This is a genomic window from Dokdonella sp. (assembly GCF_035511235.1).
GTDB lineage: Bacteria > Pseudomonadota > Gammaproteobacteria > Xanthomonadales > Rhodanobacteraceae > Dokdonella.
The window spans coordinates 38,506-49,949 of sequence record NZ_DATKFQ010000029.1 but is presented as its reverse complement, the minus strand read 5'-3'; the positions used below and the strand labels follow the sequence as shown (position 1 = coordinate 49,949).

Sequence of the window (11,444 nt, the reverse complement as noted above, 5' to 3'; positions counted from 1 at the left end):
GCGCAACGGCTGCTTCCGATCCGACCGCCGATCACAACGACTTACGACGCGCGCCGCTGCGCACGATCCGACACGGACATGCATGACTCCTTTGCAGGCCCCGGCCGAACACCTTCTCAGCGAGAGAAACGAACGCCTTGCGCGTCCGCTCCAGACGTCTTGCGGATCCGATCCGATACCCTGACTTGAGCGTCGGGGCCACCCCCTGTGGGCCTCCCTGCGACGTGAGGCAACCTTAACTCGACCGATCGGTTTTGAAAAGTACGAGGTGGTGACACATCGTCACAGCGGGCGCGCGAGTACGCGGATGGCACGCTCGTTCGCGCGGCGGCCGCTACTCGCGATCAGCAAGCATGCCAGTGAGAAACGACGCAGACGGATGGCCGATGTCATGCGCGACGCCGGAGCAGCCTTCCGAGTACGTTTCGCCAATGGCAGCCCTCCAGCCACCCCACCGCATGGCGCCGCCCGGCGCGGCCGGCTAGCATTGCCGGCTCCATGATCACCGCGCCCGACCACGACCCGATCCCGCTGCTCGAGGCGCGCCGCCTGGCGTTCGCGCGCAACGACGAGCCGATCTTCGGGCCGCTGGACTTTCGCCTGTACGCCGGCGACGTGGTGCTGATCGAGGGCGACAACGGCGCCGGCAAGACCACGCTGCTGCGCGTGCTGTCGGGCCTGCTCGAGGCCGAGGGCGAAATCCTGCTCAACGGCGAGCCGCTGCGGCTGGCCGCGCTGGCGCACCAGGTCGCCCTGCTCGGCCATCAGCCGGGCCTCAAGACCGATCTGACGCCGCTGGAGAACCTGCGCTTCGCGATCGGCGTGGCCGGGCTGCGCGCCGGCGTGTCGCCGCGGCTGGCACTGGCCAGCGTCGGCCTGGAAGGCTACGAGGATGTGCCGGCGCGGCAGCTCTCGGCCGGCCAGAAGAAGCGCGTCGCGCTGGCGCGGCTGCTGCTGGTGCCGGCCGCGCTGTGGCTGCTCGACGAGCCCTACGCGAATCTCGACCGCGGTGGCATCGATCTGGTCAACCGCCTGCTCGACACCCATGCGCGCCGCGGCGGTGCAGCGCTGGTGACCTCGCACGGTGCCTACGCATTCACGTCCGGCACGCCGCGCCGGCTGCCGATCCGGCCGCTCGCCGCATGAAGCCGGGCACGACCGCCGCCGCCTGCGTCGCGCTGTTCCGGCGCGACCTGCTGCTGGCCTGGCGCCGCCGCGGCGATGCGCTCAATCCGGTGCTGTTCGCGCTGATGGTCGTCGCGCTGTTCCCGCTCGCGCTGGGGCCCGAGGCCGAGCGGCTGGCGTCGATCGCCGCCGGCGTGATCCTGGTCGCCGTGCTGCTGGCCGGCCTGATGGCGCTGGACACGCTGTTCCGCGGCGACTACGAGGACGGCTCGCTCGAGCAGCTGGTGCTGTCGCCGCATCCGCTGCCGCTGCTGCTGGCCTGCAAGATCGCCACGCACTGGCTGATCGCGGCGGTGCCGCTGATCGTCGCGGCGCCGCTGCTCGGCGAGTTCCTGCATCTGCCGCGGCCGGTGCTGGGCGTGCTGCTGGCCGCGCTGGCGCTGGCGACGCCGCTGCTGAGCCTGATCGGCGCGGTCTGCGTCGCGCTGACGGTCGGCATGCGGCGCTCTGGTATGCTGCTGGCCCTGCTGGTGCTGCCGCTGTACGTACCGGTGCTGATCTTCGCCGCCGGCGCCTGCAATGCGGCCCAGGCCGGCCTGCCGTTCGCCGCGCCGCTGCTGTGGCTAGGCGCGGCGCTGGCGATGGCCCTGGTGCTGGCGCCGCTGGCCTGCGCGGCGGCCCTGCGCATCTCGTTGAGCTAGGCCGCACGGTCGACCCCGCCCCGAATGAACGCACTGACGCTCTGGTTCCACAAACTCGGATCGCCGCCGATCTTCGACCGCATCGCCGGCCGGATCCAGCCGTGGTGCTTCGCGCTGGCGATCGTGCTCGGCGCGGTCGGCCTGTACGGCGGCCTGGTCATGGCGCCGGCCGACTACCAGCAGGGCGATGCGTTCCGGATCATCTACATCCACGTGCCGAGCGCGTGGATGAGCCTGTTCATCTACTTCGTGATGGGCGTCAACGCGTTCATCGCGCTGGTCTGGCGAATCAAGCTCAGCGAGACGCTGGCGATGGCCTGCGCGCCGGTCGGCGCGGCATTCACGTTCGTGTGCCTGGTCACCGGATCGCTGTGGGGCAAGCCGACCTGGGGCACCTGGTGGGTCTGGGACGCGCGGCTGACCTCCGAGCTGGTGCTGCTGTTCCTGTATCTGGGCGTGATCGGCCTGTACGCGGCGATCGAGGACCGCCGCAAGGCCGCGCGCGCGGCCGGCTTTCTCGCGCTGATCGGCATCGTCAACGTGCCGATCGTGCATTTCTCGGTGACCTGGTGGAACACTCTGCATCAGGGCTCGACGGTGCGCATGTTCGGCAAGTCGACGATCACCGGCGACATGCTCTGGCCGCTGCTGGTGATGGCGCTGGCGACCAAGCTGTGGTTTCTCGGCAGTCTGCTGGCGCGCTCGCGCGTGGCCCTGCTCGAGCTCGAAGGCGGCAAGGACTGGGTCCGCGCCGCCGCATTGAAGGACGAAGGAGGCCGCGATGGCTGATTTGCTCGACATGGGCGGCTACGGCTTCTACGTCTGGCTGTCCTACGCCGTGTTCTTCGCGGTCCTGGCGATCGACTACGTCGCGCCGCGGCTGCGGCGCCGGTCGGTGCTGCGCGAGGTGGCCGCCCAGGCGCGCCGCCAGCAGCGCCGCAGCAGCGGAGCGGCGCCATGACGCCGACCCGCAAGCGCCGCCTGATCGCGGTCAGCCTGCTGCTGCTGGCGGTCGGCGTGGCGACCACGCTGACCGTGTTCGCGCTGCAGTCGAACATGAACTACCTCTACACGCCGGTGCAGGTCTTGAACGGCGAGGCCGCGCGCCACCAGACGTTCCGGCTCGGCGGCATGGTCAAGAAGGGCTCGATCCAGCGCGCGAGCGATTCGCTGCGCGTGGATTTCGTCGTGCTCGACGGCGACGCCGAGCTGCCGGTGGAGTACACCGGCATCCTGCCGGACCTGTTCCGCGAGAACCAGGCCGTGATCGCGACCGGCCAGCTGCGCGAGGGCCGCTTCTACGCGCGCCAGGTGCTGGCCAAGCACGACGAGGGCTACATGCCCAAGGAACTGGCCGAGGCGATGGGCAAGGCCCACGTCAAGCACGACGTGGACACCACCAAGGCGCAGTGACCGGCCGACGCGCCGCCGCTCAGCCGCGGCGCGGCAACCCGAGGCGACCGGCCAGCCCGTGATCGACGCTGGCCTTGCCGGGGCCGGCCAGCAGCAGCCAGACGAAGACCAGCACGTAGAGCACCTCGTCGAGCTCGACGAATTCGTCCAGCGTGCTGACGTCAGCGATCAAGACCAGCGCGATCGCGACGATCATGTTGAAGCCGAGCGCCGCGCTGGCCAGCCGCGTGAACAGGCCGATCATCAGCAGGGCGCCGCCGACCAGCTCGGTGCCGGCCGACAGCGCCGCGCTGAACGGCGCGAACGGAATGCCCCAGTCGACGAAGCGCGCGGTGAACGCATCGAGGTTCATCAGCTTGGCCCAGCCGGTCTCGAGCCAGAAGTAGCCGAAGCCGAGCCGCAGCAGCAGCGGACCGAGCCATTCGATCGAGGCGGCGAAGTTCAGCAGCCGGCGGCACAGCGCGATCACGGATTCCATCGGTATTTCCACGGCAGCGGACGGGACGGCCCAGCCTAGGCAGCACGCCGCGCGCCGGCCATGTCCGCACGTCCGGCGTTTGCGGCCCGGCGTCCATGCCGTCCTGCCCGCGGCTGAATTGCCGGACGCGCGGACATAAGCGCCGGATGCCTGGCCGCAGGCCGGCATCGCGGCGCTGCGGACAATGGCCTTCGTCGTCGCAGTCGCACCCGGCCGCGCGGCATCGGCCGCGCTACGTCGCAGGCCGCTCCCCTTCCGCTGCACACAGGATCCACGCCATGAACAAGCTCACCGGTATCGCCCTGGCCACCGCCGTCGCCGGCCTCTTCGCCGGCACCGTCGCCAGCCCGGCGTTCGCCGCCGAAGGCGCCGACGCCAAGGTCAAATGCGAGAACTCCTCGGCCTGCAAGGGCCACGGCGCCTGCAAGAGCGCCAAGAACGCCTGCAAGGGACAGAACGCCTGCAAGGGCGAGGGCTTCACGATGCAGAAGTCCGCCGATGCCTGCAAAACGGCGCAGGACGCGGCCAAGAAGACGCCCTGAGGACCGGCGCGCGGCGGCGCGAGCGCCGCCGCGCGACCTTCGGCCGATGAACACCCCTACCCGCTGCCATCCGCATCTGGGCCATGGCCTGGGCCTGCGCGTGGACCACTACGAGGCGATCCTCGCCGATCCGGCCGTGCCGATCGACTGGCTCGAGATCGTCACCGAGAACTACCTGGTGCCCGGCGGCCGGCCGCTGGATTATCTGCAGCGCTTCCGCGCGCGCTACCCGCTGGTCATGCACGGCGTCTCGCTGTCGATCGGCGGCACCGATCCGCTCGACCGCCGCTATCTGCGCGATCTGCGCGCGCTCGCCGACCGCATCGAGCCGGCGTGGATCTCCGACCATCTGTGCTGGACATCGGTCGACGGCGTGCAGCTGCACGATCTGCTGCCGCTGCCGTATACCGAGGAAGCCGTCGCCCACGTCGCCGCACGCATCGGCCAGGTGCAGGACGCGATCGGCCGCCGGCTGGTGCTCGAGAACGTCTCCAGCTACGTCGCCTATCACGCCTCGCAGATGCCCGAGTGGACGTTCCTGTCCGCCGTGGCCGAGGCGGCCGACTGCCTGATCCTGCTCGACCTCAACAACGTCCACGTCAGCGCGGCCAATCACGGCTTCGACCCGCTGGACTATCTGGCCGGCCTGCCGGCCGCGCGCATTCAGCAGATTCATCTGGCCGGTCACAGCGCCGGCGGCGCGCTGCTGATCGATACCCACGACGCGGCCGTCGCCGATCCGGTCTGGCGGCTCTACGCCGAGGCGGTGCGGCGCTACGGTGCGGTCACGACGATGATCGAACGCGACGATGCGATACCGCCGCTGGCCGAGCTGCTGGCGGAGCTGTCGATCGCCCGCGGCATCGCCGCCGCGGCCGGGTCCGTGCGGGCTGCGGCATGACGACGCTGCACGCGCTGCAGCGGCAGTTCGCAGCCTGCCTGGTCGACGGCGACACCGCATTGAGCGCTGCGGTGCGCGCGACCCCGGACGCGGATGCGACGCTGCGCCTGGACGTCTACGCGCACGCGTACCGCCAGCGCCTGCACGAGGTGCTCGCCGAGGAGTTCCCGGCGCTCGCCGCGACGGCCGGTGCCGACACGTTCGCCGCATGGACCGCACGCTGCGCGCGCGAGCGGCCGTCGCGCGATCCGAACCTGCGCTGGTACGGCGCGGCGTTCGCGGACTGGCTGCGCGAGGCGGCCGCCGCGCCGCCGGTGGCGGCGGCGCTGGCCGGGTTCGAATGGGCGCTGTCGATCGCGTTCGACGCCAAGGACCTGCCGGCGCTGGAGGCCGAGCGTCTCGCGGCACTGCCGGCCGCGCACTGGCCGGCCCTGCGGCTGTCCCTGCATCCGCAGCTGGTGCTGCTGCCGGCCGCCTGGAATCTCGAGGCGATCCGCCGCGCTGTCGACGCCGGCCAGGAGCCGCCGCCGCCGACCGCGGCGCCGGGCACGCTGGCGATATGGCGGCGGCAGCGGCAGGTGCGCTATCGGCGGCTCGACGCCGAAGAAGCCGCCGCGCTCGACGCGCTGCGCCAGGGCCTGCCGTTCGGCGCGCTGTGCGAGGCGCTGGCCGGACGCTATGGCGCGGCGGCGGCACCGCGGGCCGCGCAGGCCCTGCGCGACTGGATCGAGGCCGGCTGGATCGCCGCTCCGGACGGCGATGCGCTCGGCGGCTGAGGGCGGCCGGCGCCCGCTCGCGCATCCGCCTACACTGCACAGATCGACCGCCCGGCGGCCGCCACCGGCCAGCGTGCTTCAACGGATGCGCCACAGCCCGATCGAACAGGTGCTGGAATCGGCATTGAACGGCGTGCAGCTGCGCGTCGAGATCGTCGAAGACCTGCGCTACTGCGGCGCCTGGCTCGAGCGCGAGCCGGCGACGCGTCACGGCGCGTTCCATCTGATCGGCGAAGGCCGCTGCGTGATCGAGGCGCCGGCGCTGGGCGGCCCGCTCGTGCTCGAGGCCGGCGACCTGGTGATGTTTCCGCACGGCAGCGGTCATCTGCTGCGCGCCGACGATGCCTGCGCGCCGGTCGCCGACGCCGATCCGGGCTATACGAGCATGCTGTGCGGCGAGTTCACGTTCCTGATCGGCACGCACAATCCGGTGCTGCGCGCGCTGCCCGATTGCGTGATCGTCCGCGCGCGCGACGGCGGCGAGGCGTTCGCGCACCTGGCCGCCGTGCTGATCGACACCTCGCGGCGCGGCGGCCTGGGCCGGCAGGTCGTGCTCAATACGCTGGCCGCAAGCCTGTTCATCCTCGCGGTCTGCGAGTACGCGACGCAGAGCGCGCATCCGCGCGGCCTGTTCGCGGGGCTGGCCGATCCGCGCATCGCGCGCGTGCTGCAGGCGATCCACACGCGCCCCGACGAGGACTGGTCGATGGCGCGTCTGGCCGATCTGGCCGGCATGTCGCGCAGCGCCTTCGCCGAGCGCTTCACGACCCTGCTCGAGACGCCGCCGATGCAGTACCTCGCCCACTGGCGCGTCAGCCAGGCCTGGCAGCTGCTGAAGAATCCGCGCCTGTCGGTGGCCGCGATCGCCGAGCAGCTCGGCTACAAGAGCGAGCCGGCGTTCCGCAAGCTGTTCAAGCGCCTGACCGGCATCGGCCCCGGCAAGGTGCGCGCCGGCGGCGAGGACATCGGCGCGCCGTAGCGGATCCGCCGGCACCGCCGTCGATGGCGGTCGCCGATCGCGACGCGAATCGGGCAGCCGGCCGCCGTCTTCGCCGCCGTCACGGCGCGCTCGGTCGGCGCACGCGTCATCGGGACCGATCGCGCCGGCCCGGGCGCGAACCGCTCGGCGGCAAATCGCCGCACGCATCGACGTGCGCGGCTCCGGAAAGCGCGCCGCGACGCGTCGCAGCAGGGCCGGTCCGTCTTTTTTGGTAGTCTCGACGGCTGCGCCCCGTTCCGTTCCGGGATCGGCGCCTCCCGCCGTCGCCGCGTGCCGCCATGCTTCCCGAACTCGGACAATTCGCCCTGATCCTCGCGCTGCTGCTGGCGCTGCTGCAATGCGTGCTGCCGTTGGTCGGCGCGCAGCTCGGCAACCGCGCGCTGATCGCGACCGGGCGGCCGATCGCCGCCGGCCAGCTGGTGTTCGTCGCGATCGCCTACGCGATCCTGACCTACGCCTTCCTCGCCCAGGACTTCTCGGTCGCCTACGTCGCGCAGAACTCCAACCTGCTGCTGCCGTGGTACTACCGGTTCTCGGCGGTATGGGGCGCGCACGAGGGCTCGCTGCTGCTGTGGGTGCTGATCCTGAATCTGTGGATCGTCGCGGTGGCGGCGTTCTCGCGCCATCTGCCGGAGGACTTCATCGCGCGCGTGCTCGGCGTGCTCGGCTTCGTCAGCGTCGGCTTCCTCGCGTTCACGGTGCTGACCTCCAATCCGTTCGCGCGCGAGCTGCCGGTACCGCCTGACGGCATGGATCTCAATCCGGTGCTGCAGGACCCGGGCCTGATCATCCATCCGCCGATGCTCTACATGGGCTACGTCGGCTTTTCGATCGCGTTCGCGTTCGCGCTGGCGGCCCTGCTCGGCGGCAAGCTCGACCGCGAGTGGGTGCGCTGGTCGCGGCCGTGGACCAATGTCGCCTGGGGCTTTCTGACGCTCGGCATCGCGCTCGGCTCGTGGTGGGCGTATTCGGTGCTCGGCTGGGGCGGCTGGTGGTTCTGGGATCCGGTCGAGAACGCCTCGTTCATGCCGTGGCTGGTCGGCACCGCGCTGATCCATTCGCAGGCGGTCACCGAGAAGCGCGGCTCGTTCCGCGCCTGGACGCTGCTGCTGGCGATCTTCGCGTTCTCGCTGTCGCTGCTCGGCACGTTCCTGGTGCGCTCGGGCGTGATCACTTCGGTGCATTCGTTCGCCAGCGATCCGGGCCGCGGCACGTTCATCCTGGCGTTCCTCGCGGTCACGGTCGGCGGCTCGCTGCTGATCTACGCCTTGCGCGCGCCGAAGATCGCCGGCGGCGAGCCGTTCGCGGCGGTCTCGCGCGAGACCACGCTGCTGGTCAACAACCTGATGTTCGCCTGCGCCGCGGCGATGGTGCTGCTCGGCACGCTGTATCCGCTGATCGGCGAGGCGCTCGGCCTCGGCCGGGTCTCGGTCGGGCCGCCGTATTTCGGGCTGATGTTCGTGCTGCTGATGCTGCCGGTCGTGCTGCTGGTGCCGTTCGGGCCGTTCCTCAACTGGCGCCAGGGCGACATCGGCGCCGCGCTGCGTTCGCTGCGCCCGGCGCTGATCCTGGCCGTGCTGGCGATGCCGGCAGCGTGGCTGCTCGGCGACGGGCTGCCGGCCAAGGCGATCGCCGGCCTCGCGCTGGCGATCTGGGTCGGCGCCGGCATCGTGCTGTTCGCGATCGCGCGCTGGCGGCGGCTGCCGGCCGGGCGCCGCTACACGCCGGAGATGTTCGGCATGATCCTGGCGCACTTGGGCATCGCCGTCTTCGTCGCCGGCGTCCTGGTGACCGAGGCGACCAGCATCGAGAAGGATCTGCGCATGGCGCCGGGCGAGTCGGTGACGATCCGCGAGGCGACGTTCCGCTTCGACGGCGTCGGCCACCAGGAAGGCCCGAACTTCAGCGCCGATCAGGGCACGGTCACCGTGACCGCCGGCGACCGCACGATCGCGGTACTGCATCCGCAGAAGCGCCAGTACTCGCAGGGCACCCAGGTGCAGACCGAGGCGGCCATACAGGCCGGCGTGTTCCGCGATCTCTACGTCGCGCTCGGCGAGCCGCTGGGCACCGACGGCGCCTGGGCCGTGCGCGTCTACCACAAGCCGTTCATCCGCTGGATCTGGGTCGGCGCGCTGCTGATGATGCTCGGCGGATTCGTCGCCGCCGGCGACCGCCGCTTCCGTGCGGTCCGCGCCGCCAGGCCCGCAGCGCCCGGCGCCGCCGTCACGGAGGCGCAGGCATGAGGCTGTCGCGGGTGCTGCCGCTGATCGCGTTCGCGCTGCTGGTCGTGCTGTTCGCGTTCGGCATCTACTGGAGCGCCCACCACGACACGCGCGAGGTGCGCTCGCCGCTGGTCGGCAAGCCCGCACCGGTGTACGCGCTGCCGCTGCTCGGCGATCCGGAGCGCCGCGTCGGCAGCGCCGAGCTTGCCGGCAAGCCGTATCTGCTCAACGTATTCGCGAGCTGGTGCCAGGCCTGCCGCGTCGAGCATCCGCTGTTCATGGGCGAAATCCGCCGGCTCGGCGTGCCGCTGATCGGCTTCAACTACAAGGACGAGACCGCCGATGCCGAGCGCTGGCTCGCGCAGTTCGGCGATCCGTACGACCAGATCCTGGTCGACTACGACGGCCGCGTCGCGATCGACTTCGGCGTCTACGGTGCGCCGGAGACGTTCCTGATCGACGCCAACGGCGTCATCCGCTACAAGCGCATCGGCCCGTTCACGCCCGAATCGGTCCAGAGCGAGCTCAAGCCGGCGATCGACGCGCTCGGAGCCGCGCCATGACGACGCGTCTTCGCTCGATCGTACTGGCCGTGCTGCTGACGCTGGCTCCGATCGCGCACGCGATCGATCCGCTGCCGTTCGCCGACGTGGCGCAGGAACAGCGCTTCCAGCAGCTCACGCGCCAGCTGCGCTGCCTGGTCTGCCAGAACGAGAACCTCGCCGACTCCAACGCGCCGCTCGCCCAGGATCTGCGCCAGCAGGTGTTCGAGCAGATGCAGGCCGGCAAGAGCGACGAGGAGATCAAGCGCTGGCTGACCGACCGCTACAGCGATTTCGTGCTGTACGACCCGCCGCTGCGCGGCGGCACCCTCGTGCTCTGGTTCGGTCCGGCCGTGGTGCTGGCGATCGGACTTTTCGCGGTGATCACGATCGTGCGCCGGCGCAGCCGCGCGCTCGGCGCCTCGACATCGACACGCCCATCCGACGGGGACGACTGGTGACACTACGCTTCTTCCTGCTGGCCGCGCTGATGACCGTGGCCGCCCTGGCGCTCGTCGTGGTGCCGCTGCTGCGGCGGCGCGGCGCGATGTCCGGCCCCGACGCACGCGCATTGCGCGCGCTCGACCAGGCGCATGCCGCCGGCGTGATCAGCGCCGAGGAATACGCCGCCAAGCGCGCCGCCCTGCCCGAGGTCGCGACCGCGGCCGGCGCGCCGAACCGGCCGGCCTCGGTGACGGTGCTGCTGGTCGCGCTGCTGCTGCCGCTGAGCGCGATCGTGCTGTACCGGACGATCGGCACGCCCGAGGCGCTCGATCCGGCCGCGCTGACCGCCGCCGCACCGGGCGGCGAACACGGCATGAGCATGGATCAGGCCGTCGCCGGCCTGGTCGCCAAGCTCGAACAGAACCCCGACGACGCGACCGGCTGGGCGCTGCTCGGCCGCGCCTATCAGGCGATGCAGCGCTTCGCCGAATCGCGCGATGCGCTGGAGCGGGCGCGCCGGCTGCAGCCCGACGACCGGGACCTGCAGGTCGAATACGCGCAGGCGCTCGCGCTGGCGAGCCCCGCGCAGCGGATCGAAGGCGAGTCGCGCCGCCTGCTCGACGAGGTGGTCGCGGCCGACCCCGGCCATCAGCGCGCACTGTGGCTGATCGGCATCAGCGAGTACCAGGCGCAGCACTATGCCGAGGCGATCGCGATCTGGGAACGCGTGCTGCCGCAGCTGCCGGCCGGGTCCAACGTCGCGCGCAGCATCCAGGACCGCATCGCCGAGGCGCGCCGCCTCGGCAACCTGCCGGCGCCGCCGGGCGGCGAACCGGCCGCTGGTGCGAATGCCGGCAGCACCGCGACAGCGGAAGTCGCGCCGCCATCGGGCGCGACGGCAGCGCAGACCGCCGCCGCGGGCCCGCGCCTGACCGTCGAGGTCTCGCTCGATCCCGCGCTGGCCGACCGACTCGCGCCGGACGCGACGCTGTTCGTGTTCGCGCGCGCCGCCGAAGGCCCGCCGATGCCGCTGGCGATCCAGCGCCTGTCGGCCGGCCAGCTGCCGCTGACCGTCACGCTCGACGAGTCCAACGGCATGCTGCCGAACATGAAGCTGTCGATGTTCCCGAGCATCGTCGTCGGCGCGCGCGTGTCGCGCTCGGGCCAGGCGATCGCGCAGAGCGGCGATCTGCAGACGCTGTCGGCGCCGGTCGAGGTCACGCGGACCGCGCCGATCGTGCTGAAGATCGATCAGGTGGTGCCGTAGCGGGTCGCCGCGTACCCGCTTGCCCGGCCT

Annotated in this window: 14 protein-coding genes; 13 read left to right on the top strand and 1 reads right to left on the bottom strand. The window is 71.4% G+C overall.

The annotated features are described in order from the left end of the window. The first annotated feature begins 501 nt into the window (after nucleotides 1–501). From ccmA to ccmE, 5 genes are read left to right on the top strand one after another with little or no spacing between them, the layout of a single operon-like run. On the top strand, nucleotides 502–1,146 hold the full coding sequence (gene ccmA / locus VMR06_RS12615) for a cytochrome c biogenesis heme-transporting ATPase CcmA (RefSeq protein WP_414648128.1): 645 nt from the start codon (nucleotides 502–504) through the stop codon (nucleotides 1,144–1,146). Continuing rightward, nucleotides 1,143–1,826, top strand: coding sequence for a heme exporter protein CcmB (gene ccmB, locus VMR06_RS12610; RefSeq protein ID WP_325376824.1), 684 nt, complete (start codon nucleotides 1,143–1,145; stop codon nucleotides 1,824–1,826). The genes ccmA and ccmB overlap by 4 nt, the downstream gene beginning before the upstream one ends. Nucleotides 1,827–1,850: 24 nt before the next feature. Continuing rightward, nucleotides 1,851–2,615 (top strand): heme ABC transporter permease, encoded by a 765-nt coding sequence (locus VMR06_RS12605; protein ID WP_325376823.1) that lies wholly within the window; start codon nucleotides 1,851–1,853, stop codon nucleotides 2,613–2,615. Beyond that, nucleotides 2,608–2,787: a heme exporter protein CcmD gene (ccmD, locus tag VMR06_RS12600; RefSeq protein WP_325376822.1), complete on the top strand. Its 180-nt coding sequence runs from the start codon at nucleotides 2,608–2,610 to the stop codon at nucleotides 2,785–2,787. Before VMR06_RS12605 ends, ccmD begins: the two co-directional genes overlap by 8 nt. Continuing rightward, on the top strand, nucleotides 2,784–3,239 hold the full coding sequence (ccmE, locus tag VMR06_RS12595; protein WP_325376821.1) for a cytochrome c maturation protein CcmE: 456 nt from the start codon (nucleotides 2,784–2,786) through the stop codon (nucleotides 3,237–3,239). The genes ccmD and ccmE overlap by 4 nt, the downstream gene beginning before the upstream one ends. Before the next feature lie 19 nt (nucleotides 3,240–3,258). Here the strand turns inward: ccmE and VMR06_RS12590 are convergent, their stop codons facing one another. Beyond that, on the bottom strand, nucleotides 3,259–3,717 hold the full coding sequence (locus VMR06_RS12590) for a DoxX family protein (RefSeq protein WP_325376820.1): 459 nt from the start codon (nucleotides 3,715–3,717) through the stop codon (nucleotides 3,259–3,261). 278 nt (nucleotides 3,718–3,995) lie between these two features. On the opposite strand from VMR06_RS12590, the gene VMR06_RS12585 reads away from it, so the two are divergent. The 8 genes from VMR06_RS12585 (at nucleotide 3,996) to VMR06_RS12550 (ending at nucleotide 11,414) form a co-directional block, all read left to right on the top strand. After that, the gene (locus tag VMR06_RS12585) at nucleotides 3,996–4,259 is read left to right on the top strand and encodes a hypothetical protein (protein ID WP_325376819.1); all 264 of its coding nucleotides are present in this window, start codon (nucleotides 3,996–3,998) and stop codon (nucleotides 4,257–4,259) included. A gap of 46 nt (nucleotides 4,260–4,305) precedes the next feature. Beyond that, the gene (locus VMR06_RS12580) at nucleotides 4,306–5,160 is read left to right on the top strand and encodes a DUF692 domain-containing protein (RefSeq protein WP_325376818.1); all 855 of its coding nucleotides are present in this window, start codon (nucleotides 4,306–4,308) and stop codon (nucleotides 5,158–5,160) included. After that, on the top strand, nucleotides 5,157–5,936 hold the full coding sequence (locus VMR06_RS12575; protein WP_325376817.1) for a DNA-binding domain-containing protein: 780 nt from the start codon (nucleotides 5,157–5,159) through the stop codon (nucleotides 5,934–5,936). The genes VMR06_RS12580 and VMR06_RS12575 overlap by 4 nt, the downstream gene beginning before the upstream one ends. Nucleotides 5,937–6,021: 85 nt before the next feature. Continuing rightward, entirely contained in the window at nucleotides 6,022–6,915 is an 894-nt protein-coding gene (locus VMR06_RS12570) for an AraC family transcriptional regulator (RefSeq protein WP_325376816.1), read from the top strand. Between the two features lie 299 nt (nucleotides 6,916–7,214). Next, complete coding sequence (locus tag VMR06_RS12565; RefSeq protein ID WP_325376815.1) at nucleotides 7,215–9,182, top strand: heme lyase CcmF/NrfE family subunit; 1,968 nt, start codon at nucleotides 7,215–7,217, stop codon at nucleotides 9,180–9,182. Nucleotides 9,183–9,184: 2 nt separating this feature from the next. Continuing rightward, nucleotides 9,185–9,724 (top strand): DsbE family thiol:disulfide interchange protein, encoded by a 540-nt coding sequence (locus tag VMR06_RS12560; RefSeq protein WP_325376827.1) that lies wholly within the window; start codon nucleotides 9,185–9,187, stop codon nucleotides 9,722–9,724. Beyond that, entirely contained in the window at nucleotides 9,721–10,164 is a 444-nt protein-coding gene (locus tag VMR06_RS12555) for a cytochrome c-type biogenesis protein (RefSeq protein WP_325376814.1), read from the top strand. The genes VMR06_RS12560 and VMR06_RS12555 overlap by 4 nt, the downstream gene beginning before the upstream one ends. Continuing rightward, nucleotides 10,161–11,414 carry a tetratricopeptide repeat protein gene (locus tag VMR06_RS12550; RefSeq protein ID WP_325376813.1) on the top strand — a complete coding sequence of 418 codons (1,254 nt, stop codon included), beginning with the start codon at nucleotides 10,161–10,163 and terminating at the stop codon, nucleotides 11,412–11,414. The genes VMR06_RS12555 and VMR06_RS12550 overlap by 4 nt, the downstream gene beginning before the upstream one ends. Nucleotides 11,415–11,444: the final 30 nt, after the last annotated feature.